This is a genomic window from Ramlibacter sp., from assembly GCF_029866045.1.
Lineage (GTDB): Bacteria > Pseudomonadota > Gammaproteobacteria > Burkholderiales > Burkholderiaceae_C > Ramlibacter.
In genome coordinates this window covers 1-25,534 of record NZ_JARXAB010000007.1, presented here as the reverse complement: position 1 = coordinate 25,534, position 25,534 = coordinate 1, and the positions used below count along the sequence as shown (strand labels likewise).

Annotated in this window: 24 protein-coding genes and 1 pseudogene; 14 read left to right on the top strand and 11 right to left on the bottom strand. The window is 66.6% G+C overall.

Features of this window, described 5'->3' with window-relative positions; all coding sequences use genetic code 11:
- The 5 genes from QE494_RS00405 to QE494_RS00385 all read right to left on the bottom strand — a co-directional run.
- Positions 1-848: hydantoinase B/oxoprolinase family protein (locus tag QE494_RS00405; RefSeq protein ID WP_300040357.1), on the bottom strand; the 848-nt coding region annotated here is incomplete at its 3' end.
- Between the two features lie 2 nt (positions 849-850).
- Positions 851-2,086 (bottom strand): FAD-binding oxidoreductase, encoded by a 1,236-nt coding sequence (locus tag QE494_RS00400; RefSeq protein WP_300040355.1) that lies wholly within the window; start codon positions 2,084-2,086, stop codon positions 851-853.
- A 40-nt stretch (positions 2,087-2,126) separates the two neighbouring features.
- Positions 2,127-2,468: a 2Fe-2S iron-sulfur cluster-binding protein gene (locus QE494_RS00395; protein WP_300040353.1), complete on the bottom strand. Its 342-nt coding sequence runs from the start codon at positions 2,466-2,468 to the stop codon at positions 2,127-2,129.
- Positions 2,469-2,477: 9 nt separating this feature from the next.
- Complete coding sequence (locus QE494_RS00390) at positions 2,478-3,983, bottom strand: glutamine synthetase family protein (RefSeq protein ID WP_300040351.1); 1,506 nt, start codon at positions 3,981-3,983, stop codon at positions 2,478-2,480.
- Positions 3,980-5,437, bottom strand: a complete 1,458-nt coding sequence (locus QE494_RS00385; RefSeq protein ID WP_300040349.1) for a Rieske 2Fe-2S domain-containing protein — start codon at positions 5,435-5,437, stop codon at positions 3,980-3,982. The genes QE494_RS00390 and QE494_RS00385 overlap by 4 nt, the downstream gene beginning before the upstream one ends.
- Before the next feature lie 259 nt (positions 5,438-5,696).
- On the opposite strand from QE494_RS00385, the gene QE494_RS00380 reads away from it, so the two are divergent.
- From QE494_RS00380 to QE494_RS00365, 4 genes are all read left to right on the top strand, one after another.
- The gene (locus QE494_RS00380; protein WP_300040347.1) at positions 5,697-6,476 is read left to right on the top strand and encodes an alpha/beta fold hydrolase; all 780 of its coding nucleotides are present in this window, start codon (positions 5,697-5,699) and stop codon (positions 6,474-6,476) included.
- 147 nt (positions 6,477-6,623) lie between these two features.
- A complete protein-coding gene (gene phaR, locus QE494_RS00375; protein ID WP_300040345.1) occupies positions 6,624-7,157 on the top strand; it encodes a polyhydroxyalkanoate synthesis repressor PhaR in 534 nt (177 codons plus the stop codon).
- A 323-nt stretch (positions 7,158-7,480) separates the two neighbouring features.
- Positions 7,481-7,930: a type II toxin-antitoxin system Phd/YefM family antitoxin gene (locus tag QE494_RS00370; RefSeq protein WP_300040343.1), complete on the top strand. Its 450-nt coding sequence runs from the start codon at positions 7,481-7,483 to the stop codon at positions 7,928-7,930.
- Positions 7,927-8,457, top strand: a complete 531-nt coding sequence (locus QE494_RS00365; RefSeq protein ID WP_300040341.1) for a DUF6036 family nucleotidyltransferase — start codon at positions 7,927-7,929, stop codon at positions 8,455-8,457. The genes QE494_RS00370 and QE494_RS00365 overlap by 4 nt, the downstream gene beginning before the upstream one ends.
- Before the next feature lie 77 nt (positions 8,458-8,534).
- Here the strand turns inward: QE494_RS00365 and QE494_RS00360 are convergent, their stop codons facing one another.
- Positions 8,535-9,512, bottom strand: a complete 978-nt coding sequence (locus QE494_RS00360; protein ID WP_300040339.1) for a tripartite tricarboxylate transporter substrate binding protein — start codon at positions 9,510-9,512, stop codon at positions 8,535-8,537.
- A 122-nt stretch (positions 9,513-9,634) separates the two neighbouring features.
- Here QE494_RS00360 and QE494_RS00355 point away from each other — a divergent pair, with 122 nt between their 5' ends.
- Positions 9,635-10,729: an AraC family transcriptional regulator gene (locus QE494_RS00355; RefSeq protein ID WP_300040337.1), complete on the top strand. Its 1,095-nt coding sequence runs from the start codon at positions 9,635-9,637 to the stop codon at positions 10,727-10,729.
- Here the strand turns inward: QE494_RS00355 and QE494_RS00350 are convergent.
- Positions 10,611-11,657: an AraC family transcriptional regulator gene (locus tag QE494_RS00350; RefSeq protein ID WP_300040335.1), complete on the bottom strand. Its 1,047-nt coding sequence runs from the start codon at positions 11,655-11,657 to the stop codon at positions 10,611-10,613. The genes QE494_RS00355 and QE494_RS00350 overlap by 119 nt on opposite strands.
- Before the next feature lie 113 nt (positions 11,658-11,770).
- Here QE494_RS00350 and QE494_RS00345 point away from each other — a divergent pair, with 113 nt between their 5' ends.
- From QE494_RS00345 to QE494_RS00335, 3 genes are read left to right on the top strand one after another with little or no spacing between them, the layout of a single operon-like run.
- Positions 11,771-12,751 (top strand): quinone oxidoreductase, encoded by a 981-nt coding sequence (locus tag QE494_RS00345; RefSeq protein ID WP_300040333.1) that lies wholly within the window; start codon positions 11,771-11,773, stop codon positions 12,749-12,751.
- 37 nt (positions 12,752-12,788) lie between these two features.
- Positions 12,789-13,637 (top strand): TauD/TfdA family dioxygenase, encoded by an 849-nt coding sequence (locus tag QE494_RS00340; protein WP_300040331.1) that lies wholly within the window; start codon positions 12,789-12,791, stop codon positions 13,635-13,637.
- 37 nt (positions 13,638-13,674) lie between these two features.
- The gene (locus QE494_RS00335; RefSeq protein WP_300040329.1) at positions 13,675-14,733 is read left to right on the top strand and encodes a 3-keto-5-aminohexanoate cleavage protein; all 1,059 of its coding nucleotides are present in this window, start codon (positions 13,675-13,677) and stop codon (positions 14,731-14,733) included.
- A gap of 128 nt (positions 14,734-14,861) precedes the next feature.
- On the opposite strand, the gene QE494_RS00330 is transcribed toward QE494_RS00335, so the two are convergent.
- Positions 14,862-15,911 carry an AraC family transcriptional regulator gene (locus tag QE494_RS00330; protein ID WP_336619414.1) on the bottom strand — a complete coding sequence of 350 codons (1,050 nt, stop codon included), beginning with the start codon at positions 15,909-15,911 and terminating at the stop codon, positions 14,862-14,864.
- 159 nt (positions 15,912-16,070) lie between these two features.
- Here QE494_RS00330 and QE494_RS00325 point away from each other — a divergent pair, with 159 nt between their 5' ends.
- From QE494_RS00325 to rimO, 6 genes and pseudogenes are all read left to right on the top strand, one after another.
- Complete coding sequence (locus tag QE494_RS00325; RefSeq protein WP_300040328.1) at positions 16,071-17,129, top strand: 3-keto-5-aminohexanoate cleavage protein; 1,059 nt, start codon at positions 16,071-16,073, stop codon at positions 17,127-17,129.
- A gap of 42 nt (positions 17,130-17,171) precedes the next feature.
- Positions 17,172-18,158 (top strand): tripartite tricarboxylate transporter substrate binding protein, encoded by a 987-nt coding sequence (locus QE494_RS00320; RefSeq protein WP_300040326.1) that lies wholly within the window; start codon positions 17,172-17,174, stop codon positions 18,156-18,158.
- A 91-nt stretch (positions 18,159-18,249) separates the two neighbouring features.
- Positions 18,250-19,230, top strand: coding sequence for a quinone oxidoreductase (locus tag QE494_RS00315; protein ID WP_300040324.1), 981 nt, complete (start codon positions 18,250-18,252; stop codon positions 19,228-19,230).
- A 9-nt stretch (positions 19,231-19,239) separates the two neighbouring features.
- The gene (locus tag QE494_RS00310; RefSeq protein ID WP_300040322.1) at positions 19,240-20,082 is read left to right on the top strand and encodes a TauD/TfdA family dioxygenase; all 843 of its coding nucleotides are present in this window, start codon (positions 19,240-19,242) and stop codon (positions 20,080-20,082) included.
- A 29-nt stretch (positions 20,083-20,111) separates the two neighbouring features.
- Entirely contained in the window at positions 20,112-20,696 is a 585-nt protein-coding gene (locus tag QE494_RS00305) for an alpha/beta hydrolase (RefSeq protein WP_300040319.1), read from the top strand.
- Positions 20,697-20,830: 134 nt separating this feature from the next.
- Positions 20,831-22,249, top strand: a pseudogene (rimO, locus tag QE494_RS00300) (30S ribosomal protein S12 methylthiotransferase RimO); the annotation flags it as partial.
- 13 nt (positions 22,250-22,262) lie between these two features.
- On the opposite strand, the gene QE494_RS00295 reads toward rimO, so the two are convergent.
- The 3 genes from QE494_RS00295 to QE494_RS00285 are packed head-to-tail and all read right to left on the bottom strand — an operon-like array spanning position 22,263 to position 25,454.
- On the bottom strand, positions 22,263-23,057 hold the full coding sequence (locus tag QE494_RS00295; protein WP_300040317.1) for a response regulator transcription factor: 795 nt from the start codon (positions 23,055-23,057) through the stop codon (positions 22,263-22,265).
- A 12-nt stretch (positions 23,058-23,069) separates the two neighbouring features.
- Entirely contained in the window at positions 23,070-24,692 is a 1,623-nt protein-coding gene (locus QE494_RS00290) for a sensor histidine kinase (protein ID WP_300040315.1), read from the bottom strand.
- A gap of 6 nt (positions 24,693-24,698) precedes the next feature.
- A complete protein-coding gene (locus QE494_RS00285) occupies positions 24,699-25,454 on the bottom strand; it encodes a hypothetical protein (RefSeq protein WP_300040313.1) in 756 nt (251 codons plus the stop codon).
- Positions 25,455-25,534 lie beyond the last annotated feature (80 nt).

Here is a 25,534-nt window from a genome sequence, read left to right as displayed (position 1 = left end):
GCCTCGGTGGGCACCGAGCCCGGCGTCATTCCGCCCACGTCTTGATGGTGCAGGATGCAGGCGGCCAGCGCGCGCACCCGCCCGTTCACAACGACCGGCGCGAGCAGCACCCAGTCGGGCAGGTGGGTGCCGCCTTGCCAGGGGTCGTTGCTGGCAAAGCAGTCGCCGTCGGTCATTGCCGACGCGGGGTAATGCGCGAGGATGCCTTGCACCGCAGGCGTGAGACTGCCCAGAAGCAGTGGCAAGGACTTGGCCTGGGCCAGCATGCGGCCGTCGGGCAAAAATACGGCAGCGGCGCAGTCCATGGCCTCGCGCACCACCGAAGAAACAGCCTGTTCGACCAAGGTGCGCTGCATCTCGTTGCACAGCGCCTCAAGGTCTTGCGCGAGTGAGGGCTCGGGCTTCAGGGACGTTGCCGTAGCTTCTAGCCATTGCACGCCAGCCGCGTGCACCGTCGCCAGCGTCCACTCGAACTCACCCCAGTGCGCTTCGCCTTGCAGGGTGTGCGAGCCAACCACCGGCACCCCCGGCAGCAGCGCTTGCAGCGCCGCCTGCGCGGCCCGCTCGTGAGCCGGGTTGAGGTCTGCAAACAGCAGGCACAGGGCCACCGCCTCGGGCCGATCCGGCAGTGCGGCCAGCGCCGATGCCAGGCCCGAGAGGTCCAGGGCTTGCACCTCCTGGCCCTGGGCGTCGATGCGCCCGGGCAGCTCGATGCGCCAAGCCTCGGGCAGGGCGACCAGCCAGGGGGAGGGGCCCACATGCGGGGCATACGGGTCGGGTCGGTTCTGGCGGCCCAGGCTCAGCACGTCGGCAAAGCCGGCGGTGGTCACCAGAGCGATCCGCGCCATCGTCAGAACCGGTCCGGCCGGAAGGGGGTGAGGTCAACCTGGGTCGCGCGGCCCGCCACCAGGTGCGCGATCTCGCGGCCGGTGCTGGCGCCGCCGCACATGCCCAGGTGGCCATGGCCGAAGGCGAGCCAGGCATTGGCCAGGCGCGGCGCACGGCCGATCACCGGCAGGCTGTCGGGCAGGCAGGGCCGGTGCCCCATCCACTGCGTGGTGCGGGTGGTGTCCAGGTGCGGGAACATCTCCTGGCCCTTTTTCAGCAGCACCTCGGCGCGCCGGTAGTTGGGCGGTGGCTTCAGGCCGGCAAACTCCACGCTGCCAGCCAGGCGCAGGCCAGAGGCCATCGGGTTGACCATCAGGTTGTATTCGGACGCCATCACCGTGTGCCGCAGTTGCAGGTTGCTGCTTTGCACCGTGACGTGGTAGCCGCGCTGCGTCTCCAGCGGCACCGACAGGCCCAGCTCGCGGGTGAGGGCGCCGGACCAGGCACCGCCGGCCACCACCACGCCATCGCAGGCCAGCGTCTCGCCGGAGGCCAGGCGCACGCCGCGCACCGCGTCGCCCTGACGCGCAAAGCCGGTGACCTCGTCCAGCCGCTCCTGCGCACCATCGGCCACGCATTGCGCGTGCAAGGCCTTGACCAGGCGCGAGGGGTCCAGGGTGGAGCCGTTTTCCGGCGCCAGGATGCCAAAGCGGAACTTGCCGCGCAGGTCAGGCTCCAGCGCCTCAAGTTCTTCACGGCCGATGTCGCGCAGCTGCACGCCCAGGCTGCGCCGCAAGTCCATGCCCCACTGCCAACGCCGGGCCGATTCGGGCGAGCCATAGACATAGAGGCAGCCGGTGCGGCGCACCCAATCCTGTGCGCCAGCGTGTTCGAGCAGCGGTCCGTAGCTGTCGAAGATGGGGGCCAGCAGGCTGCGCAGCGCGGTGGCAATGCGCACCACCTCTTGCGGGCGCGAGTGACGCAAGAAACGCAGCAACCATCCGGCCATGAAGGGCAGGTAGCTCGGCGCGATGGTCAGCGGCCCCTCGGGGTCGCGCAGCCAGCCGGGCACCTGCTTCCACATGCCCGGCATGCCTACCGGCAGACAGGCGCTCGGCGAGAGCGAGCCTGCGTTGCCGAAGGAGCAGGCCTCGCCAGCCGGCTCCCGCGAGACAAAGGTGATCCTGTGGCCGTCACGCTGCAGCCAGGCGGCGCTGCACACACCCACGATGCCGGTTCCGATGACGACGATATGCATGATGCTGAGTGGGCTGCCTGGGTACGGTGTCCGTTCGGCCTCAGTACTGACTCTCGGGCAGTCGCACCTGCAGACCGTCGAGCGCAGGGGTGAGCGGGATCTGGCAAGACAGGCGGCTGCTCGCCTGCCGGGGCAGGGCGGCGAACTCCAGCATCGAGTCCTCGTCGGCGCTCACCGCGGGCAGCGCGGCGGCGCGGGCCGGGTCCGGGTCCTCCAGGTAAACATGGCAGGTCGCGCAGGTCAGCAAGCCGCCGCAATCAGCGGCCACCTCGTCGATGTCCAGCGCCAAGGCTGCCTGCATCAGGCTCTGGCCCGTCTTGGCCTTGCCGGAGGAGCGCGAGCCGTCGGGGTGGATGAAGTGCAGTTCGATCAGGGTAGCCATGGATCACTTTCAAATACGGCCGAAAAATTCCCGCGCCTGCCACTCCTGGGGGTCTTGTGCCTGCGCTTGCCGGTCCACCTCCAGGCCTTTGATCTGGCACAGGTAGTCGACGAAGTCCGCGCCAAAGCCGGCGGCCAGAGCCCCATCATCGCGCAGCGCCTGCAGCGCCTCCCCGAGGCTGGTGGGCAGGCGCTCATCTGCCGACGAGGCATAGGGCGCGTCGGTGGCGGGTGGCGGCTGCAACTGGCGTGTGATGCCGTCCAGCCCGGCGTGAATCTGGGCCGCCATGTAGAGGTAGGGGTTGGCGGCGGGCTCGCCGATGCGGTTCTCGATGCGGGTGGCCGGGTCGCCCGGGCCGCCGATGACCCGCAGCATCGCGCCGCGGTTGTCCCGGCCCCACACCGCCGATTGCGGCGCCAGCGCGTTGGGCTGAAAGCGCCCGTAGCCGTTGGTGGTGGGCGTGCAAAACACCGACATGCCGCGCGCATGCGCCAGCAGGCCGGCCAGGTAGTGGCTGCCCAGGTCAGACAGCTCGCGCCGCGCATCCAGCGGCCCGCAGCCCTCGGCGGATGCATCGCGCATGAAAGCGTTGCCACCGTCAGCCAGGCGCACCAGGGATTGGTGCAGGTGCCAGCCGCTGGACATGATGTTCGGAAACGGCGGTCGGCACATGAAGGTGGCGTGGTAACCGGCGCGGCGCAGGGCCTGGGTGGTGGCGCTGCGAAACAGGACCATCTGGTCCGCCGCGGTCAGCGCGTCGGTCGCCTCGAACACCGCCTCCACTTGGCTCGGGCCCAGCTCGATTTCCAGGGAGGTGAGGGGCAGCCCGAGCGCTTGCGCGGTCTCTTGCACGATGCGCAGCGGCGCCTCGGCCATGTCGCCCCATTGCTCGGAGAGCAGTCGGTAGCCCGGGTGCACCAGGCGCAGCGCCGGTGTGGGCGCCGGCCCGGGCCAGGCGGCGGCGGCCGGGTCCAACTGCGGGTCGGCGGCAGCCGGGTCGATGCGGTAGATGTGGAACTCGACCTCCAGCCCGCAGGTGAGCGACAGGCCTTGCGGTGCCAATGCTGCAAGCTGTGCCAGGGCTTGCTCCAGCACCCGGCGGGTGTCAAAGGCAATGGGGCGGCCATCCGCGAAAAAGGTCTCGCAGCGCAGCCAGCCCGTGCCCGGAGACCAAGGCAGCATCTGGAACGAGGCCGGGTCCGGCAACAGCACCACGTTGTTGGCGTAGCCAAAGCCAGAGGGCGTCTTGCCCGCGCCCGGCTCGAACACCTTGAACGCGGTCCGGTCCGAGCTGTCTTTGAGCATCAGGGTGCTCACCATGCCAATGCCTGCGTCTAGCGCCTTGAGCGCGGCGGCCGGCATCAGGGTCTTGCTGCGCAGGGTGCCGTGTACATCACACCAGGACAGGCGCACCCGTTCGATGGCGCCGGAGCCGATCTGGCTGCGCACGCGTTCGATGGCGGCCTGGCGCTCGGCGTTCTGAACGCCCGCGCGCGCGGCGAAAGACAGGCTCATGTCGCCCCGCCCGTCGTCGCTGTCACTTCCGACGCCGGCGACGCGTGCGTCTCGGTCGTCTCGTGCATGTCGGTCGTTGCGCCCCCCAGCAGCCACGCGGCCCGCGCGCGCTTGTCGCGGGCGCTGTCCTGCCACCAGCTCTCCCAGCCGTTTTGGGGGCCGATGCCGTCGAAGGTGTCAGGGCCGCTCGCGGCCTGTGCTACCTCAGTCTGGGCCAGGCCTGGGGCGGGCTTGCCGTTTTGCACATCGTCGATGGCCTGTAGCAGCACGCGCCGGTTGGCCATGATGGCCTTGTCGGTGGTGCCCAGGTGCTCGCGGCTGCGGTCCTGAATAGGGCCCATGCTCTCCACCGCCCACTGGTCATGGACGTTGATGTCTTCCTCGCCCATGCCCAGGTAGGTCTGGGTGCGCTGCTCCTGCGGGTTGTAGCGCCAGCGGTCGTGACGGCCAGAGGTGGGCCGGTAGTCGGGCATCTGGGTGAACTTCATCCGCTGTGCGCGCATGCTGGCTACGTCGAGCGGCTGGTCGAAGCTGGTGAAGAGCGAATACCAGTAGGTGTGGTGGTCGTCCACCGGCATGTGGTACTGGGTGATCGTCACCGTCTCCGACAGCGGAATCACGAAGGTCGCCGGGAACAGGCCGTGGGTCACCCGCACATGGGTGCGCTCGGCCGAGATCTGCCGCAGGGTTTGCAACTGCAGGCCGTAAGGCGTGGGGGTCATGCGGATGTCGGGCTTACCAAACTCGCGCATGATGCGCGTCATCGGCCAGCGCTCGCCCTCGACCTCGCCGGCGCTGGCGCTACGAAACTGCTTGCCTGCCGCATTGGAGCCGATGGCGCCCAGGTCTTCGTCAAAAAGAAAACGGTGCAGGTAAGAGGTATGCGCCGGGTCGATGCCCACCTCGAAGGCCTGCAGCCAATTGGCGTTCCACAGCCCCTTGAACGCAAAGCGGTGGCTGGCCGGCGCGCGAAAGCAGTCCAGCGCGGGCACCGGGGGCGGGCTGGCGTCCTGCGGGCCCAGCCAGGCCATCAGCACGCCGCCGTGGGCTTGCACCGGGTAACTCACCTGCCGCACCCGCTCGCACAGGCGGCTGCCCACAGGCTCGGCCGGCGTGTCCAGGCATTGGCCATTGGGGCCGAACTTCCAGCCGTGAAAGGGGCAGCGCAGGCCGCCGCCCTCGTCGGCGGGGTCGAGCCGGCCAAATGACAGGTCGGCCCCGCGGTGCGGGCAAGCGCGACCGAGCAGGCCCCAGGCGCCACTCGCGTCTTTGAACAGCACCAGGTCTTCGCCCAGCACCCGCACCGTCTTGAGCGGCCGCTCAGCCATCTCGGGGTGGAGGGCAGGGTCGAACTCTTCGAGCAGAGCGACCGGGTGCCAGTATTGGCGCAACACCGCGCCGCAGGGGGTGCCCGGCCCGATCCGGGTCAGCAACTCATTCTGTTCTGCGCGCATCGGGGCTCCGGCGGGTGAGGGGAACAGGCATCGGGTCAGTATACAAAGTGGTCGATTTGGTCTTTGTTGTGGTTGCCATTGAGCTGCCTCGTGCAATTTCGATTAGACGTTCAAACACAGGTTCGACCCGAGGCCCTGCAAGGTCAGTTCACGCACTGGGTGGCGCCATGCCCTGTCAACCCGACCGCGCCATCTATTTGCCTCCCCATCTCGCAGCCCGAGTTGTTGCACACTCGGCGCTTCACCGTCTGACCTCGACATGCCCGCCACTACATCCCCTCACGTCACCGGAGCCAGCCGCGCTGCGTCCACCCTGGTCCTCGTCCCTGGCCTCATGTGTGACCACACGGTCTGGGAGCCGGTCTTGCCCCACCTGCAGGCCGCCTTCCCTGGCCTGCATTGCATCGTCGCCGACCACGGGCCGAGTGACAGCCTGGGCGGGATGGCCGAGCGCATTCTGGCGGCGGCGCCCGAGCACTTTGCGCTGGCTGGCCACTCCATGGGCGCCCGGGTGGCGCTCGAGGTGGTGCGCCGCGCGCCGCAGCGCGTGACCCGCATTGCTCTGCTCGACACCGGCCACCTGCCGCTGCCCGAGGGTGAGGCAGGCCAGGCCGAGGCCGCCAAGCGCCACGCGCTACTCGATGTCGCGCGCGCGGAGGGTACCCGGGCCATGGGCCAGGTGTGGGTGCAGGGCATGGTCCACCCCGCACGCTTGCAGGACACGCCTTTGGTCGACGCCATTTTGGACATGTTCGCCCGCAAGAGCGCCGACACCTTTGCCGCGCAGATCCGCGCGCTGTTGGCGCGCCCGGATGCCTCGCCGGTGCTGCAGTCGCTGCGCATCCCGACCCTGGTGGGCTGCGGCCGCCAGGACAGCTGGTCGCCAGTGGCCCAGCACGAGGCCATGCACCAGCTCGCGCCCGGCTCGGTGCTCGAGGTGATGGAGGACGCCGGCCACATGGCGCCGATGGAGCGGCCGGCTGAGATGGCTGCGATGCTGGGGCGCTGGCTCTCGGCGCCTGGCCTGGTGTTGCATTGACCCGGACCTGCGGCACCTCGCGCGCACCGCTCAGCCGTCAAGCCCTCGCGCCTTCGGGTTAAACCCCAGGGATCGCGGGGGAGGGGGTCCTAGAATGGTTCGCATCCATTCTTCCAATGCCGGCTAAGCTGGCGAGGAGTCGCCGAAGTGCCAAGCAAGCCAGCCGCCGCCGAGAAGCCGGTCCAGCGCGTCATCAAGAAGTACCCGAACCGACGGCTCTACGACACCAACACCTCCACCTACATCACCCTGGTTGAGGTCAAGCAGCTGGTGATGGACGCCGAGCCTTTTGTGGTGCGCGATGCCAAGACAGGTGACGACCTCACCCGCAGCATTCTGCTGCAAATCATTCTGGAGGCCGAGGCCGGCGGCGCGCCCATGTTCTCCGAGGCTGCGCTTGGCAACATCATCCGTTTCTACGGCCATGCGATGCAGAGCTTCATGGGCAGCTACATCGAGAAAAACGTGCAGGCCTTCACCGACATCCAGTCGCAGATGTCTGAGCAGTCCAAGACCATGACGCCCGAGATGTGGGCCCAGTTCACCGCCATGCCCAACCCGGTGATGCAGGGCTTTATGGGCAACTACCTCGAGCAATCCAAGACCATGATCGAGACCGTGCAGGACCAGATGCAGAAGCAGACCGAGCAGATGCTGGGGGCGTTTGGGCTGAAGCGCTGAGCACCGGCTTATTGCAGAGTGAGGCGGGAGGGGCGGCGTTGCGAATCAAGCCAGCTCAACCCTTGTTTCCGCTCCTCGCAATAGTCCTTGCAGCGTCGTTCAATGGGTTTATGATTTTCTCGTCAGCCAAGCGCAGCGCGTGTAGAGGCCCTTGTAAAAGGGCAGCTCGAAAGGGTGGGATCCTCGAAGCTGGGGGCTGGCACCAACTGCGCCCGGATCTAGTGCCTGACGTTGCTGGTTCTTGAAAATCCCACCAGGCCAGCTGTCTTGGGCAAATAAAGGCCAACTTGGACAAAAGTGGAATTTTGTCCAAAAATGGTGCCATGGACATCGTCTCCGCCTCTTATGCCAAGCAGACCTTCGGCTCGGTTCTCGCCCGCGCGGCGCAGGAGCCCGTTGGTATTGAGCGCCATGGCACCCTGGTGGCAGCGCTGGTGCCGCCAGCCTGGCTGGAACGGGCCGATGCGCTGGATGCGCGGCGCGCGGCGCGAGAGCAGCAGCGCCAAGTTGAGCTGCGCCGCCTCATGGCGCACCAACGCCTGGGGATTGAGCTCCTCTCGCAACCGGCCCGACGCCGCTCGCTCATCGGGGCGGCCCGCCGTGAGGTCGGGCGCTGGGAGTCCAGCGGACTGTGCAGCCATGACTACATCGAGCGGTGGAGGGCATGGCTGGCCATGCCTGTCCCAGAGATGGTCCAGATCATGTGCTCCGAAGCCGAGGGATGGGGACCTGCCATGCGGCAGAACTCGCCCTTTACTCTGGCCCTGGCATGAAGGTCGACGATCTCTTTGAACTGCTTTCAGAGGCTCGCCGCCTGTGTGGCCACTCGGAGTACGTGGTGATCGGTAGCCTGTCGGTGCTGGGAATGTCCGAGGTCTCGGCCATTCCCAAAGACATGACATTGTCCATCGACGCCGACTGCTACACACGGGCTGACCCAGGCCGGGCGCTGGCCTTGCAGCTGGAACTGGGGGAGGGCAGTGCCTACCACCGGGACCACGGTATCTACTTTGATCCGGTCAGTCCCCACCTCCCAACGCTGCCTCCAGGCTGGGACCATCGACTGGTACGGCTCGAGCGTGCGGCTGTCATTGCCTGGTTCCTTGAGCCCCATGACGCAGCGGTTTCCAAGCTGGCTCGCGGCGAGCCCAGGGACCTGCGATGGGTGAGGGCAGGGCTGCGCGCAGGCATCCTATCGCGCACAACACTCTCAATGTCGCTTCGGCGCACGAGCTTTCTCGACGCGCAGGAGCAGACAAAAGCTTTGGCGGCCTTTGACCGTGTCAGCGGCAAGGCCTGACCCCTTCGGTGCCAGGAGGGCTACGGGCCTCAGCTACCGCGCGACCTCTGAAATCAAGCCGTGCCGGCTTTTCTAGCTTACTGCAGCGTGATGTTGAACTGCTTGACGATCGCGGCGTTGCGCTCGAACTCCTCTTTCACCGACGCGGCCAGCTGAGACGGTGGCGTCAGCGGCTCCATGTCGAAGCCGGCGGCAACCAGGCGGTCCTTGACCTTGGCGGCCGATGCAGCCTTGACCAGGGCGGCGTTGATCCTGTCGACCATCGCGGCGGGCACGCCGCCAGAGACGATCACGCCAATCCAGTTGCTGTAGTCCATCTCCGGATAACCCTGTTCGGCCATCGTGGGCACGTTGGGCATTTGCGGCGAGCGTGCCTTGGCGGCGATACCCAGCACCTGCACCTTGCCCGCTGCGGCCTGGGGCTTGGTGGTGGCCATACCGTCGAACATGATCGGGATCTGGCCGCCCATCACCTGCTGCAGCGCCGGGGGAGAGCCGGCGAAGGGGATGTGCTGCATGTCCAGCCCGCCCTTCTGATTCAGGATCATGCCGGCATAGTGCGACACCGTGCCCGCGCTGTAGGAGGCGAAGCTCGTCTTGCCGGGGTTGGCCTTCACCCAGGCCACCAGGCCCTTGGTGTCCTTGGCGGGCACGTTCGGCGCGGTGATCAGCACCAGATACCCGCGCGCAATCGCGGTGACGGGCTTGACGTCCTTGAGCGGGTCGAAGCCGGTTTTCATCACGTTCGGGATTTCAGTCAGCACGTTGCTGGCCGTCATCATGATGGTGTTGCCGTCGGCGGGTGCGGCATTCATGGCTTGTACGCCAATGCCACCGCCGGCGCCGGGTTTGTTGTCGACGATGACCGGCTGGCCGATGTCGGCCGAAAGTTGTTCGGCCACGATGCGGGCGACGACGTCCATGGTGCCGCCTGCGGGCGCGGGCACCACCATCTTCACCGGCTTGTCGGTCCAGGCCATGGCGACCGGCAGGGCGAGCGCCAGGGTGGCAGCGCACAGGGCGCGACGGGCGAATCGGGCATTCTTGATTTGCATGCGGGTCTCCAAGTCTCCGGGGTGGGCCGCAAAGTTCGGCGGCGGGTTAGGGCGGATCGTAGGAGCGGCCTGCTGCGCAGGCTTGATAATTCATGCCACGAATTGTCGATATTGGGACATCCTTGACCGCGTTTCTACCCATCGTCCGCAGTGCCGCGCTAGAGGGCTTTCCGGCCCTGGCCCAGGCCTTGGGGCTGGACGCACAGGCGATGCTGCGGCAGGCCGGCTTGCACCCTCGCAGCCTGTTGGACCCCGACACGCCGCTCGCCGCCGACTCCGTGCAGCGCTTGCTCGAGGCCAGCGCCCGGGCCAGCGGCCTGAGCGACTTCGGCTTGCGCCTGGCCGCCAGCCGCGGCCTGGACAGCCTGGGCCCGATCAGCCTCCTGCTCAAGGAGCAGCCCAGCGTCCAGGAAGCGCTGGAGACGCTGCTGCGTTACCTGCGGCTGGTTAACCCCTCCTTGGTCACCCGGATCGTTTCGCGCGACGACCGCGTGGTCGTGCAGGAAGACCTGCTGGGTGACGCGGGGGTGCCAGCCCCCCAGTCCATCGAAATGGCCCTGGGCGTGATGCGCAACATCCTTGCCGCGCTCTTGGGCCCGCGCTGGCGGCCGCAGTCGGTGCACCTGCGGCATGCACCGCCAGCGAAGACCGACGCCCATGAGGCCTATTTCGGGTGTCGGGTGCTCTTTCGCTCAGGCTTCAACGGCATTGCTTGCCGGCCCTCCGACATGCAGGCGCGACCTCGGGGCGGCGACCCGGGCCTGGCGCGGCTCGCGCGCAGCGCCCTGGAGAGGGCCTTGGCGTCCGAGCAGGGGCCGGCCTCGGTGGTGCGCCAGCTGATGGTGGCCCTGCTGCCCGGCGGGCGCTGCACCTCGCAACTGCTGGCCCGGCATCTGGGGGTGGATCGGCGAACGCTGCACCGCTACCTCGCGGTTCAAGGTCAGACCTTCTCCTCCTTGCTGCTGGACGTCCGTCGGCAACTGGTGCAGACCCACCTCACCCAGGGCCATCTGCCCCTGTCGGAGAGCGCCGCCTTGCTGGGCTTTTCCAGTCAGAGCGCCTTTGCCTATTGGTTTCGCACCCAGTTCGGCAGCAGCGTCAGCGCCTGGCGTCGCGCGCATCCGCAGGCGTCACCGACATCAACGGTGCCGATGCGTCGGGGCGTTCACGCCAGCGCTGGGGTGACTGCCCGAACGTCAGGGCGAACCAGCGGCTGAAGGCGCTGGGCGAGCCGTAACCCAGCATCTGTGAGATGCGCACCATCGAGTGCCTGGGGTTTTCCAGGTAACGTTGCACCAGCTCGCGGCGCACCTCGTTCATCAGTCCGCTGAACGTCGCGTCGGCCTCATCGAGTCTCCGCTGCATGGTGCGCACGCTCATGCCCAGGGTCTGTGCCACATAGGCGCTGCTGGCGTGGCCGCTGGCCAGCATCAGGTAGATGGCCTTGCGCACCTCCTGCACCATCGAGGGTTCGTTCACCGGGGGCAGCGAGTCGACGAAGCGCTGCGCGTAACGCGCCAGGGCGGGGGCCGCCGCGGGGTTGGGCGCATCCAGGTCACTGGCGCGGCACACCAGGCCGTTGAAGTCACTGTCGAACTGCACCGGACAGCCGAAGAAGCGCCGGTGCAGACCGGTCTCCCGCGGGGCGGGGTGGGTGAAGTTCACGCTGGCGGGCCGCCAATCTTTGCCTAGCACCGTGGTGCACAGTCGCATCAGCACGCCAATCGCCAGTTCATTGGCCTGGCGCGCCGGCAGGCTGGAGACCACCTCCTCGCGCAGGATCACGCTGGCACCGGCATCTTCGATCTGCAGGGCCAGGGAGTCGTTGATCAAGTGCCGGTATTCGATGGTCGCCCGCAACGCGTCGCGCAGCGTCGGCTGGTGGCTGATCAACAGACTCACCATGCCGAAGTCCGCCACCTGCCTTGTCTGGGCCATGCGCAGCCCGAAGTGCTCGTCGCCGCAGGCGCTGGCGGCGGCTTCAAGCAGCCGCACCACGGACTCCACCGGGATCCGCTGGTCCGGGTCTTCCAGCAGCGTCCGGCTCAAGCCCACCTTGCGCAGCAGGGGCAGCGGATTGAGCCCGCGCTCGCGCGCCACCTCGAAAAAGTTGGTCAAAGACGCAGCACGAACCAGGATAGGCATGGCGCGAAATGATAAGGGTTTGGCGCCTTTTGCAAAGCCGGGTGGGGAGCAGCTGCCTACATTGCGCCATCGGTCCGAGGGGCCGCGCTCCCTCCGGGGACTGCAGGAGTCATATGGCAACGATCATTCGCATGCACCAGACGGGGGGCCCCGAGGTGCTTCAGGTTGAACAACAGGATGTTGGCCGACCCGGCCCGGGCCAGGTGCGCCTGCGACATGGCGCGGTCGGCCTGAATTACGCCGACACCTACTTTCGCAACGGCACCTACCCGATTGCCCTGCCCAATGGCATGGGTGTCGAGGGTGCAGGAACCGTGCTTGAGGTGGGCGAGGGCGTGACTCACGTGAAGGCGGGTGACCGCGTCACCTACACCGGCTTCGTCAACACGCTGGGCGCGTACAGCGACGAGCGGCTGGTGGCAGCCGACCCGCTGATCCTGCTGCCCGACGCCATCTCCTTCGAGACAGCCGCCGCCATGACCATGCGCGGGTTGACCTCGGCCTACCTGATGCGGCGCATCTACGACTGGAAGGGGGGCGACACGGTGCTGCTGCATGCGGCCGCCGGCGGCGTCGGCCTGATCGTGGCCCAGTGGGCCCAGTTGTTGGGCCTGACCGTCATCGGCACCGTCTCCAACGACGAAAAGGCGGCGATGGCGCGGGCCCACGGCGTGACCCATGCCATCAACTACAGCCACGAAAACGTGGCCCAGCGGGTGAAAGAGTTGACCAGCGGCCGCGGCGTCGACGTGGTCTTTGACAGCGTGGGCCGCGACACCTTCATGACCTCGCTGGACTCGCTGCGCCCGCGCGGGCTGATGGTCTGCATGGGCACCGCCAGCGGCACGATCGAGGGCTTCAACCCCAACCTGCTGGCGATGAAGGGCAGCCTCTACATGACCCGCCCGGCTCTGGCCAACTACATCGCCGACCCGGCCGAGAAGGCCGCTCTGGCCGGCGAAATCTTCGGCCACGTGGCCGCCGGCCGCATCCGCATCGAAATCGGGCAGCGATACGCGCTGGAGGACGCGGTGCAGGCGCACCGGGACCTCGAGGCGCGCAAGACCATGGGCTCCTCGATCCTCGTGGTGTAAGCAGCAGGCCCCCACCCGACGACAACGGAGACAAGCGATGAAAGTCGAGCAACTCACCTGCGCCATTGGTGCCGAGCTGGTGGACGTGAGCCTGGCAGATGCCGCCCATGACCCAGACCTGTTCGCCGCCATCAAGGCCGAACTGCTGCGTCACAAGGTGCTGTTCCTGCGGGACCAGAACATCTCGCGCGCGGACCATGTGGCCTTCGCGCGCCGGTTCGGCGAGCTTGAAGACCACCCGGTAGCCGGCAGCGTGCCGGGGCATCCTGGCCTGGTGGCCATCTACAAAAGCCCCGATCAGCCCAACGACCGTTACGAAAACTCCTGGCACACCGACGCCACCTGGCGCGAGTCGCCGCCCATGGGCGCCGTGCTGCGCTGCGTGGAGTGCCCGCCGGTGGGCGGCGACACCATGTGGGCCAATATGGCGCTGGCGTATGAAAAGCTGCCCCAGACGGTGAAGGACCTGATCGCCCCGTTGCACGCCCGTCACAGCATCGAGTCCACCTTTGGCGCCGCGATGCCGATGGAAAAGCGCCTGGCACTGCACGCCATGTACCCGGACCCCGAGCACCCGGTGGTCCGCACCCACCCCGAGACCGGCGAGAAGGTGTTGTTCGTCAACGGCTTCACCACCCACTTCACCAACTTCCACACGCCGGCTAACGTGCGCGTGGGCCAGGACTACACCCTGGGCCGCACCCAGCTACTGGACTACCTCATTTCGCAAGCCGCCATTCCCGAGTACCAGGTGCGCTGGCGCTGGAAGCCCAACTCGGTGGCCATCTGGGACAACCGCGCCACCCAGCACTACGCGGTGATGGACTACGGCCCCTGCCACCGCAAGATGGAACGCGCCGGAATCATCGGCGACAAGCCCTTTTGATTTCCTTTTCGAACAAGCAATTCACAGAGACCTGCACATGAACTTTCTCGACGGCCACCTTTTTCCCGAAAACCAGCAGCCCTTGGTCATCACTGCCGCCCCCTATGCGCCCTCCTGGATGCCCGCCGATTTTCCCGAGGACATCCCGGTCACGATGGAGGAACAAATCCAGAAGGCGGTCGACTGCTACGAGGCCGGCGCCACCGTGCTGCACCTGCATGTGCGTGAGCTCGACGGCCGGGGCAGCAAGCGCCTGTCGAAGTTCAACGAGTTAATCGCGGGTGTACGCAAGGCCGTGCCCGACATGGTCATCCAGGTTGGTGGCTCGATCTCCTTCGCGCCCGAGAGCGACGGCGCCAAGGCCAAGTGGCTATCGGACGACACCCGCCACATGCTGGCCGACCTCGACCCCCAGCCCGACCAGGTCACCGTGACCATCAACACCTCGCAGATGAACATCGTCGAGCACATGGAAGACCGTGACTTCGTCGGCACCTCCTTCCAGGACCCGACCGTCTTTGGTACCTACAAGGAAATGACCGTGCCCGCGCAACCGGGCTGGGCCGAGGAGCACATCAAGCGACTGAACGCCGCCGGTATCCAGAGCGCCTTCCAGTGCTACAACATCAACAGCTTCGAGTCGGTCGAGCGCCTCATGCGGCGCGGCATCTACAAGGGCCCGCTAGTCCTCAACTGGGTGGCCATCTCCGGCGGCATGGACATGCCCAACATCTACAACTTCGCTAACTTCGTCCGCGCGGTGCCCGATGGCGCGGTGCTCACGGTAGAGAGCTCCATGCGCAACGTGCTCCCGGTCAACATGTGGGGCATCTCCATGGGCTTGCACGTGCGCTGCGGCATCGAAGACAACCTCTGGAACCAAGCGCGCAGCGCCAAGTCCAGCACCGTCGAACAGGTCAAGCAGCTTGTACGCATGTCCCTGGACTTCGGCCGCCCCATTGCCACCGGCAAGCAGGCCAAGGAGATGCTGGGCATTGGCGTGTTCTATGACACCGTCGAAGAGTCGCTGGCCAAGAACGGCTTCGCCCCCAATCGCAACGGCGGCAACCAGGGCTTCTTGCGCAAGCACGCCTGATCACGGGATCGCCCGCGTCGCTGGTCTAACTTAGACCAACCCATAGGACGAAGCCGTACGAAGCCGTACGAAGCCGTACGCAGCCGCACGCAGCCGCACGCAGCCGCACGCAGCTGCTTGGGGCCACCTCATGCGGCGTTGGCGTTTTGTGGGCCACCCTCGCGCTGGCGGCTCCACTGCGAGGCGCTGCAACCGAACTGCGCCTGGAACCAGTGGCTGAAGCTGCTCAGTCGGGCAAAGCCCAGCAGGCCAGCGATCTCGCCCAGGGGCAGGTCGCTCTCGCCCAGGTGGCGCGTGACCAGGTCGGTGCGCGCCTGATCGAGCAGGCGCGTGTAAGACAGTCCCCCCGCGGCCAGGTGCCGGTGCAGAGTTCGCCGGTCCATCTGCAGGAGTCGAGCCACCTGCTCGGCGCTGCATTCGCCGCCGGGCAGCAGGGCCTGGATGGTCTTCATGCACAGGTCCTGGACGTTGTCGCCCTGGGCATGCATCGCCGCCTCTAGGTATTTGCGCGCCAGTGCGGCGGCACCCTGGTCGCTGAACTGGCGAGGCTTGTCCAAGTCGGCCGCGGCGCAGACCAGCCCGTTGAACTCCTGATTGAACTTGGGGGCACGGCCGAAGAAGGCCCGGTGCGCCTCCACTTGCGCTGGCGCCCGGTGGGTGAAGCACACCTCGCGCGGCTTCCAGCCGGGCCCGGCCAGATCGCCGAGCATCCGAAAGAGCGTACCCACCGCCAGTTCAACCGACTGCCGCATCGACAGGCCCGGGCTGGGCAGCAGGTCCTCGCGGATGATCACCCAGTCGCCGGTCTCTTCGACCACCAGGATCAGTGATGCGTTGACCAGTTTGAGGTAGCGGCACAGCGTGTCGATCGCTTGGCGCGCGGTGGGCTCCTCGCGCAGCACCAGGCTGATCGGGCCCAGGGTCGAGAGCTTGCGCTGGGCGGCCAGGCGCAGTGCGAAGTCTTCTGTGCGGGTAGCGCGGGCGGTGATCTCGAGCAGCTCGCGGGCGGCGTCCCGGGGAATCAAGGCCTCGGTATCGGCCAGGTCCTTCGCAGTGAGTCCCACTGTGCGCAGAAACGGCGTCGGGTCCCGGCCCAGGGCGCGTACCAGATCCACATAGTTGCTCAGGCTCGCGCTGCGCATGAGACGGGGTGCGGAGCGGACGGCAACAGGTTTCAAGGTGACCATGGTGGGCTGCGGTGGCGGGCAGGGGAGTGTTTTCCCGGAGGTGAGGCGTCCCAATATAGCAAGTTCATGTCCCAATCGGGCAAACGCAGATTGCGATGGCCCAAGATACTGAATGGGTCCGAACAACGACCGACCCACGCCAGAACCGCCATGAACTTCCTCGACGGCCACCTGTATCCCGAAAACCAGCCCCCTCTCATCATCACTGCCGCGCCCTACGCGCCGGGTTGGATTCCCTCTGACTTTCCGGAGGACATTCCGGTGACCATGGCCGACCAGATCCAGAAGGCCGTCGACTGCTACGAGGCCGGCGCCACCGTGCTGCACCTGCATGTGCGCGAGGAAGACGGCAAGGGCAGCAAGCGCCTGTCCAAGTTCAACGAGTTGATCGCGGGTGTGCGCAAGGCGGTGCCCGACATGGTCATTCAAGTGGGCGGCTCGATCTCCTTCGCGCCCGAGGGCGAGGGCCAGGCTGCCAAGTGGCTGTCCGACGATACCCGTCACATGCTGGCCGAGCTCGACCCCAAGCCCGACCAGGTCACCGTGACCGTCAACACCTCGCAGATGAACGTCACCGAGCACGCAGGCGTAGAAGACTTCGAGGGCTTGTCGCGCGGCTTCCCGCACCTGTACGCCACCTACAAGGACATGATCGTGCCCTCGAACCCGAGCTGGTACGAGGAGCATATTCGCCGCCTGTCCGCTGCTGGTATTCAGAGCGAGTTTCAGGTCTACAACATGAGCAGCTTCGAGTCGATCGAGCGCCTGATTCGCCGTGGCATCTACAAGGGCCCGCTGGTAATGAACTGGGTGGCCATCAGCGGCGGCATGGACCAGGCCAACATCTACAACCTGGCGCACATGCTGCGCGCCGTGCCCGACGGAGCGGTATTCACCGTCGAGAGCTCGGTGCGCAACGTGCTTCCGATCAACGTCATGGGCATCGCGCTGGGCCTGCATGTGCGCTGCGGCACCGAGGACGTGCTGTGGAACCCCACCCGCACCGGCAAGATGAGTTCAGTGGAGCAAATCAAGCAACTGGTGCGTATTTCTGGCGAGATGGGGCGTCCCATCTCCACGGGCCGCCAGGCGCGCGAGATCATGAAGATCGGTGTCTTCTACGACAGCGTCGAAGAGACCCTGCGTGAAAACGGCTTCGCCCCCAACCGCCCCGGCGCCCATCAGGGGTTCCTGCGTAAGCCGCAATAAGCGGCACGCAATCATTTCCACAAGAGAACGAGGAGACACACGATGACCCAAAAACCCACCTGCATTCGCCGCCTCGTGCTGGCTTGCGTGATGGCCCTGCCCCTATCCGCCATGGCGCAGGCCCAGGACACCTGGCCCAGCAAGCCCATCTCCATGATCGTCGCCTCGGGCGCCGGCTCCGGCGTGGACGTCATGGCTCGCGACCTGGCCCAAAAGCTGGGCGCAGCACTGGGCCAAACCATCGTGGTCGACAACAAGCCCGGCGCCAGCGGCCAGGTGGCTGGCCAACTGGTGGCCCGCGCCAGGCCGGACGGCTACACCCTGCTTTATTCCAATGCCTCGTTCATCGCCGTTTCGCCGGCTGTCCTCGCCAAGATGAACCACGATCCGGTGAAAGACCTCACCCCGATCGCGCAGACGGCCGTTGGCGGCATCATCCTCATGGTCAACAAGAACGTGCCGGCCAATAACCTCCAGGAGTTGGTGGCCCTGGTCAAGGCCAGCCCGAACAAGTTCAGCTACGGCACCTGGGGCGAAGGCACCTCCGGGCACCTCACCACTGAGTGGCTCAAGAAGAAGGCCGGACTGGCGATGGAGCATGTGCCCTACAAGACCGTGCCGCAAGTGGTCAATGACCTGGCCTCGGGCGTGCTGCAGATCGGGTGGGCCGACCCCAGCACCCCGGTTCCGATGATCGAAGCCAAACAGATCAAGGGCATCGCGATGAGCGGCACCGTTCGTGTGCCGCGAACGCCTGGCGTGCCCACCATGGGCGAGCAGGGCTATCCCTTTGACGCCGTGGGCTGGTTTGGTGTGATGGGCCCGGCGGACATGCCGCCCGCTCTGACCCAGCGCCTCAATCGAGAGATCAACAAAATCTTGCAGTCTCCCGAGATGGCCAAGCGCATGGAAACCCTGAACTTCGAGCCGCCACCGAACAAGAGCGCCGACGAGTTCAAGCGCATCGTGGTCCGCGATATTGCGACCTGGAAGGCCATCGCGTCCGATCTCAACCTCAAGATGGAGTGAGGTGGGCGGGGGCCTTCCCGGCACTGCCACACCTCGTACACCACCGCTATCGGGATCGGGGCCTCGACCCCCGGTCCCGCAGGAGACCGCTTTGACTCACATCGTCACCTTCCATCAAACCGGAGGGCCGGAAGTCCTGCGCTTTGAGCACCGGGATGTCGGCGACCCCGGCCCTGGCCAGGTGCGGCTGCGCCATGTGGCCGTTGGCCTCAACTTCGCCGACACCTACTTTCGCAGCGGCATCTACCCGGTGCCGCTGCCCAGCGGCGTTGGCAATGAGGCCGCCGGGGTGATCGAGGCCCTGGGGGCGGGCGTTGCCGGCTTTCGGGTGGGCGACCGTGTCACCTACACCGGCTTCACCAACACCCTTGGGGCCTACAGCACCGAGCGCCTGATCGGTGCCGACGTTCTGATCAAGCTGCCCGACGCGATCAGCTGCGAGCAGGCCGCCGCCATGACTATGCGCGGGCTGTCGGCCGCCTACCTGAGTCGCCGTATTTACCCCTTCAAGGGCAACGAAACCATCCTGGTCCATGCGGCCGCAGGTGGCGTGGGTCTGATCCTTACCCAGTGGGCCAAGTTGCTGGGGCTCACCGTCATAGGCACCGTGTCCACCGATGCCAAGGCCGAAGTGGCCCGCGCCCACGGCTGCGATCACATCATCTTCTACAGCCACGAGGACGTGGCCAAGCGCGTGCGAGAGCTGACCGATGGCGTTGGCGTGAGCGTGGTCTACGACAGCGTGGGCAAGGCCACCTTCGACGGCTCGCTCGACTCTCTCAAGCGCCGCGGCCTGCTGGTGTGCGTGGGCACCGCTTCAGGAAAAATTCCGCCTTTTGACCCCGCCATCCTGGCGCGCAAGGGCTCGGCCTATGTCACCCGACCGGGCCTGGCCGACTACATTGCCGACCCGGTGGAAAAGCAGGAACTGGTCGACGAGCTCTTTGGCCACGTGGCCAGCGGCCGTATCCGCATTGAGATCAATCAGCGCTACGCGCTCGCAGACGCCGTCCAGGCCCATCGTGACCTGGAGGGGCGCAAGACCACCGGCTCTTCGATCTTCGTCATTTAGGACTTGACCATGAAAATCCGCCAACTGACCGTGGCTATCGGGGCTGAGATCTCTGGCGTCAACCTCGGTGACGCCTCGCGGGATGACGGCTTGTTTGCAGAACTCAAGGCCGCTTTGCTGAAGCACCGGGTGCTGTTCCTGCGCGATCAGGACATCACCCGCGCCGAGCATGTGGCCTTTGCTCGCCGCTTTGGCGAACTGGAAGACCATCCGGTGGCCGGAAGCGACCCGGCCAATCCGGGCCTGGTGCAAATCTACCGCAGCGATAAGCGCGAGAACTACGAGAACAACTACCACTCAGACGGCCTGTGGCGCCAGACCCCGGCCATGGGCGCCGTGCTGCGCTGCATTGAATGCCCTCCGGTGGGGGGGGACACCATCTGGGTGAACATGGTCGAGGCCTACAGGAATTTGCCTGACGATATCAAGGCCAAGATCGACCACCTGTACGCACGCAACGCCATCGAGCACTCATTCGGCGCGGTGATGGCGCCCGAGGCCCGGCGCAAGTTGGCCGAGCAGTACCCGCCCGCTGAACACCCGGTGGTACGCACCCACCCCGAGACTGGCGAGAAGGTGCTCAATGTCTGCAGCTTCACCACCAACTTCGTGAATTACCACACGCCGGAGAACGTGCGTTTTGGTCTGGACAAAACGCCGGGCGCCAGCTTGCTGCTCAATTACCTGCAAAGCCAGGCCAGCATTCCCGAGTACCAGGTGCGTTTTCAGTGGAAACCCAATAGCGTCGCCATCTGGGACAACCGCTCCACGCAGCACTACGCGGTGATGGACTACTGGCCCGCGCCGCGCAAGATGGAGCGTGCGGGCATCATCGGCGACCGCCCGTACTGAATGAAGTCAAGCGCCTTGTCTCACTGCCGATGAACGCTCCCGCAAGCCCCACCGTCCTCATCGTCCCCGGACTGCGTGACCCTGTCCCGCAGCACTGGCAAACCTTGCTGGCGCAGGAACTGCCCCAGGCCCGCAGTGTCCCGGCCATGGGCCGCACCGACCTCGACTGCGGTGCCCGGGTGCGCGCCCTGGAGGCCGCGGTCGCTGCCATCGACGGGCCCGTGCTGCTCGTGGCCCACAGCGGTGGCTGCATCATGGTGGCCCACTGGGCCGCGCAGACCCGTCGCGGTCCGCAGGTTCACGCCGCGCTGCTGGCCACGCCCCCAGACTTCGACCGACCCATGCCTGAGGGCTACCCCTCGATGGTCGACCTCGAGGCCGCAGGCTGGTTCCCGGTGCCCCAGGGCCCTCTCCCTTTCCCGAGCCTGGTCCTGACCAGCGACGATGACCCGCTGGGCGAGCGCGCCCGCGTCGAGGCCTTGGCTCGCGGTTGGGGCAGCCGCCTGTTGAACCTGGGCCCGGTCGGCCACCTCAACCCCGCCTCGGGCTTCGGGCCCTGGCCGCGGGCGAGGCAATTGGTGGCGGCTCTGACGAGCAATCCCACCAGCAGGTGAGAGTGCGCCTGACGAGATCTTCCTCAGCCAGGAAGGATCGAGTTCACGACGGTGCGAATGAAGGCTTGGACCGAGCTGCCGTCTAGACTGCAGGGCGTTTCCGGCCTTCCCGGTCCCTCTGGGACAATACGCCTATGAGCGACACCGCCTCCCCAACTGCCACCCCGGCCACCTCGATTCCCAAAGTCGGCTTCGTCAGCCTGGGCTGCCCCAAGGCTTTGACCGACTCCGAGCTGATCCTCACCCAGTTGTCGGCGGAGGGTTACCAAACCTCCAAGACCTTCGAGGGCGCAGACCTCGTCATCGTCAACACCTGCGGCTTCATCGACGACGCGGTGAAGGAAAGCCTGGACACCATTGGCGAGGCCCTGGCCGCCAATGGCAAGGTCATCGTCACCGGCTGCCTGGGCGCGCGCGAGGCGGAGGCCGGCGGTGGCAACCTGGTGCGGCAAATGCACCCCTCGGTGCTGGCCGTCACCGGCCCGCATGCCACGCAGGAGGTGATGGACGCGGTGCACACCCACCTGCCCAAGCCGCATGACCCCTTCGTTGACCTGGTGCCCGGCGCCAATTTGCAGTTCTTTGGTGAAGCCGGCATCAAGCTCACCCCGCGCCACTACGCCTACCTGAAAATCAGCGAGGGCTGCAACCACCGCTGCACCTTCTGCATCATCCCCTCGATGCGCGGCGACCTGGTCAGCCGCCCGATTGGCGACGTGCTCAAAGAGGCGCGCGCTTTGTTCGAGGGCGGCGTGAAGGAGTTGCTGGTGGTCAGCCAAGACACCTCTGCCTATGGCGTCGACACCAAGTACCGCACTGGCTTCTGGGACGGTCGCCCGGTGCGCACCCGCCTGCTGGAGCTGGTGCAGGCCCTGGGCGAAGTCGCTGCGCCGCATGGCGCCTGGGTGCGGCTGCACTATGTCTATCCCTACCCGTCGGTGGACGAGGTCATTCCGCTCATGGCCCAAGGCCTGGCCCTGCCTTACCTCGACGTGCCTTTCCAGCACAGCCACCCCGACGTGCTCCGTCGCATGAAGCGCCCCGCCAGCGGCGAGAAAAACCTCGAGCGCATTCAGCGCTGGCGCGAGATGTGCCCCGAGCTGGTGGTGCGCAGCACCTTCATCGCCGGCTTTCCCGGTGAGACCGAAGCCGAGTTCGAGCACTTGCTCGACTTCCTGCGCGAAGCGCGCATTGACCGCGCCGGATGCTTTGCCTACAGCGACGTCAAGGGCGCTGCCGCCAACGAGCTGCCCGGCATGCTCCCGCTGGAAGTGCGCGAGGAGCGCCGCGCCCGCTTTATGGCGGTGGCCGAGGCGGTGTCTGCCGCCAAGCTGCGTGAGCGCATCGGCGCCACCATGCAGGTGCTGGTTGACTCAGCCCCCGGCCTGGGCCGCAAGGGCGGGGTGGGGCGCTCCTATGCCGACGCGCCCGAGATTGACGGCCTGGTGCGCCTCTTGCCGCCCGAGAAGGTGAGCAAACAGCTCAAGGTAGGCGAATTCACCCGGGCCCGCATCGTGGGCACCGAGGGCCACGACCTGGTGGCGCTGCCGATCGGAGGGGCTTCGCTCAGTCGGCCTTGGCGGCGGCAGACGCATTGCCTGCCGCGCTGCTGGCTTTCGGGGGCCTGCCGGGCTTGCCCTTCGGCGCGGCGGACCCGCCCGCCGGGGCGTCGTCCGGCGTGTCTTTCATGTCCTTGCCGGTGTACGGCGGCGGCTGCCAGTCTGAAGACTGCAGCAGGCGCGCCAACTCGATCGAGCTCTTGACACCCATCTTGCTGTAGATGGTGGCGCGGCGCAGTTCGATGGTGCGCACGCTGTTGCCCAGAAGCTCGGCAATTTCTTTGTTGGAGAGGCCGTCATACAGGCGCGCCATCACCGCCATCTCGCGTTCGGTGAGTGTGCGCAGGCGCTCGGCAAAGTCCTTGCGGCTCAGGGCCACCTGCAGCCGCTGGCGCGAGTGCTCAAAGCAGTCATCGAGCCGCGCCAGCAGGCGTTCGCTGGACACCGGTTTTTCAAGAAAGTCGTAGGCGCCGTCCTTGAGCACCTTGGTCACCACCGGCACGTCGCCGTGGGCCGTCATGAACAGCACCGGCAGCGCCAGATTCGGTTGTAGCTTACGCAGCTGGCCAAACACCTCGACGCCACTCAGGTTGGGCATGCGCACATCCAGGAAGATGCAGCCGGTGGACTGCAGCCAGGGCGGCTGCTTCTTGACCGCCTCCAGAAAGTCGACGCCCGAATTGAAGACCTGGCAGCGGATCGACTTGGAGTCCATCAGGAAGCGCAGGCTCTTGGTCACCGCCTCGTCGTCGTCCACGATGATGACTGTGGGCGACGCAATGATCGGGTTCTCTTGGCTCATCTGAGTTCCCTGTCAATGGTCCGTCTGGGCCAATGGCAGCTCCAGCACAAAGGTGCTGCCGCCGCCGGCCTCGTTTTGCCAACGGATGGTGCCGCCCTGGCGCTCGATGATCGACAGGCACAGCCCCAGCCCGATGCCCATGCCGCTTTTCTTCGTCGAGAAAAAGGGCTTGAAGATCGAGGGCGCCGCGGCGTCTGACACACCCGGCCCGTTGTCGGTGATGCGAATGCTGGCGTGCTCGCCCGTCGGGCCCGTCTGACGCGTGGCCTCAATGCGCAGCAGGTTGGTCTTGCGGCTCTTGCGATGCAATTCGGCCATTGCCTCGAAACCGTTGCGCGAGAGGTTGAGGATCACCTGGCCGAGCAGCGTGCGGTTCACCCGCAGGTCGATGCCCGGTACATGCGCGATTTCGACACTGCATTCGAGGTCACTGGCCTGCAACTGGATCAGGGGCCGCAGCTCCTCGAGCAGGTCATCCAGAGACAGCAGCTCGGGCGCGCTCTCCTTGTGCGAGACAAAAGCGCGGATGCTGCGCACGATGTCGGCGCTGCGCTGCGCTTGCTGGCGAATCTCGCGCAGTGCCTCGCCTACCTGCGGCACCGGCATGGGCTGCTGCTGCAGCAGGTTTTCGCAGCCGAAGGCGTAGCTCTCGATCGCGCTCAGGGGCTGGTTCAGCTCGTGCGCGATGGTGGTCGACATCTGCCCCAGCGAGACGAAGCGCAATTCGTTTTGCATCTTCTCCTCCAGCAAGCGGTACGACTGGCGGGCCCGCTGCCGTGCACGCCGGGCCTGCTCATAGGCCAGGCCCAGACCGGTGAGGGCGGCAGCGAAGATCGCGATCACCCAGGCCAGCAGGCCCATGGGTCCGCCGATAGCCGCCCCTGCGCGCGCCACCAGGCGCAGCTTGAGGTCGTTGCGGGTGATGTCGATGGTCTCGGCAAAACCGGCCTCGCCGGAATCGGCCGATTCGGCTGCAGCGTCACATCCGGCGAAGCCAAACTTCGGGCCCAGGGCTGCTGCCGTTGCGGGCCGGGCCAGTGCCGTTGCCAGCAGGTCAGAGCTTGACAGCGTCACCACCAGGGCCCGGCCCTGGCCCGCGCTGCCCGGCGTGAACATGTCCAGATAGCAGCGGCGCGACTGCGCGCTGGTCTCCAGCCGGCTGGGCGCGTAGATGATGGCGCCCTCGCGGTTGGCTGCGGCGAAGTAAATCAGTTGTGAAGGCGGCAGCAGCGCGCGTTCATTGCGCGTGTCGCCGCTGTCAAACGACGAGATCAGCGCGCCTTCGGCTGAGCGCAGTTCGATCCGGGCGACATGGGGGAACTGTTCCACCAGCTCGCGCCCCAGTGCCGGGAAATCAGCCGCCCGGTCGGCCAGCCGGGTACCAGTCACGAGCGTGCGGGTCTGCAGGGCGGTCAGTTCTTGGTTCACCTCGCGCGCGACGATCGACGCGCTTTGGTGCAGCTCCTGCTCTTGGGCGCGCCCGAGGTACAGGGTGGTGAGCGCGTGGGCCGCCCAGCCCACGGCCAGGCAGGCCAGGGCCTGCAGACCCACTGCGGGCGCCTCACGCGCAAGCCGGGCCAGGCGTGCACCCAGCGGCAGTGCAAAGGCGGGGAGGGCGGTGAGGGCGCGCAACATGGCCGTTTACCGCAGTGCGGTCGCGGCTTGTTCAGCCGCCCGCATGAATTCTTCAAACGCAGCCTGGGCAGCCGCTTCCTGCGGCCGCATGCTGGCGTCGTCTGCCTGGATCAGGCGCTGGGTGAACCCGGGGCGCGCGCAACCGCGGTCTTCCAGGTCGCGTACATCCATATAGAGGCGGTAGCGCGAATCGATGGCGCCGAAGTAGCCGCCCAGGGCTGTTTGCACCGTGGCGCTGGCCTCCCGCAGCGCTTCAGCGCTCCGGCACTCGGGGGACTTGATGCCCGGGATGAAAGAAAAGCCGGTGCAGCGCGCGGCCACCGCAGACCGGGCGAGGTCTGACACCCGGTTGTTCCTGTCCACCAGCCTGGCGCGCAGTGCATTGGCTTCGCGCTGCGCCTGCAGCAGGCCGGCCTCGCGTCCTGGGACAGTGGCGGCAGGGGCCGTTGGGGCAACGCAGGTGCGGGCCAGGCGGTCGACCCCGCGGCGCACTTCGGCCAACACTGCCTGCTCACGCGCGTCAGCACGGGTGATGGTGTCCAGCGGCTGGCGCAACGCGGGCAGGTCGGTGGCGGCGCTGGTGGCGAAGGGAAATGTCTGCGCGGCGGCAGGACCACAGGCGAGAAAGGTGGCGAGGAAGGTGGCGAAGAGAGTGGCCGCGACGGCAAGAGCGCCCCGTGCGCGCAGCATCAGAAAGGGTCGACGGCGACGGACTTTTGCCAGAGGCAAAAAGTCGGCGATGTCGGCGGCGCTGAAATTCATGGGTAGGTGTGACCGGTTGCCTGGCCAACCGGGGGGCCGCTGGCTCTGCCCTTATTAGTTAGAGCAGTCGCATTTTCCTT

What these genes read in the sequence shown, in the direction of transcription:
- QE494_RS00290 (WP_300040315.1), bottom strand. Translation starts at nt 24,692, where the DNA reads ATGTTGCGCGCCCTCACCGCCCTCCCCGCCTTTGCACTGCCGCTGGGT.
- QE494_RS00305 (WP_300040319.1), top strand. Translation starts at nt 20,112, where the DNA reads ATGAACGCTCCCGCAAGCCCCACCGTCCTCATCGTCCCCGGACTGCGT.
- QE494_RS00285 (WP_300040313.1), bottom strand. Translation starts at nt 25,454, where the DNA reads ATGAATTTCAGCGCCGCCGACATCGCCGACTTTTTGCCTCTGGCAAAA.
- QE494_RS00295 (WP_300040317.1), bottom strand. Translation starts at nt 23,057, where the DNA reads ATGAGCCAAGAGAACCCGATCATTGCGTCGCCCACAGTCATCATCGTG.
- QE494_RS00325 (WP_300040328.1), top strand. Translation starts at nt 16,071, where the DNA reads ATGAACTTCCTCGACGGCCACCTGTATCCCGAAAACCAGCCCCCTCTC.
- QE494_RS00350 (WP_300040335.1), bottom strand. Translation starts at nt 11,657, where the DNA reads ATGCCTATCCTGGTTCGTGCTGCGTCTTTGACCAACTTTTTCGAGGTG.
- QE494_RS00310 (WP_300040322.1), top strand. Translation starts at nt 19,240, where the DNA reads ATGAAAATCCGCCAACTGACCGTGGCTATCGGGGCTGAGATCTCTGGC.
- QE494_RS00345 (WP_300040333.1), top strand. Translation starts at nt 11,771, where the DNA reads ATGGCAACGATCATTCGCATGCACCAGACGGGGGGCCCCGAGGTGCTT.
- QE494_RS00390 (WP_300040351.1), bottom strand. Translation starts at nt 3,983, where the DNA reads ATGAGCCTGTCTTTCGCCGCGCGCGCGGGCGTTCAGAACGCCGAGCGC.
- QE494_RS00360 (WP_300040339.1), bottom strand. Translation starts at nt 9,512, where the DNA reads ATGCAAATCAAGAATGCCCGATTCGCCCGTCGCGCCCTGTGCGCTGCC.
- QE494_RS00365 (WP_300040341.1), top strand. Translation starts at nt 7,927, where the DNA reads ATGAAGGTCGACGATCTCTTTGAACTGCTTTCAGAGGCTCGCCGCCTG.
- QE494_RS00320 (WP_300040326.1), top strand. Translation starts at nt 17,172, where the DNA reads ATGACCCAAAAACCCACCTGCATTCGCCGCCTCGTGCTGGCTTGCGTG.
- QE494_RS00370 (WP_300040343.1), top strand. Translation starts at nt 7,481, where the DNA reads ATGGACATCGTCTCCGCCTCTTATGCCAAGCAGACCTTCGGCTCGGTT.
- QE494_RS00335 (WP_300040329.1), top strand. Translation starts at nt 13,675, where the DNA reads ATGAACTTTCTCGACGGCCACCTTTTTCCCGAAAACCAGCAGCCCTTG.
- QE494_RS00400 (WP_300040355.1), bottom strand. Translation starts at nt 2,086, where the DNA reads ATGCATATCGTCGTCATCGGAACCGGCATCGTGGGTGTGTGCAGCGCC.
- QE494_RS00395 (WP_300040353.1), bottom strand. Translation starts at nt 2,468, where the DNA reads ATGGCTACCCTGATCGAACTGCACTTCATCCACCCCGACGGCTCGCGC.
- QE494_RS00380 (WP_300040347.1), top strand. Translation starts at nt 5,697, where the DNA reads ATGCCCGCCACTACATCCCCTCACGTCACCGGAGCCAGCCGCGCTGCG.
- QE494_RS00340 (WP_300040331.1), top strand. Translation starts at nt 12,789, where the DNA reads ATGAAAGTCGAGCAACTCACCTGCGCCATTGGTGCCGAGCTGGTGGAC.
- QE494_RS00385 (WP_300040349.1), bottom strand. Translation starts at nt 5,437, where the DNA reads ATGCGCGCAGAACAGAATGAGTTGCTGACCCGGATCGGGCCGGGCACC.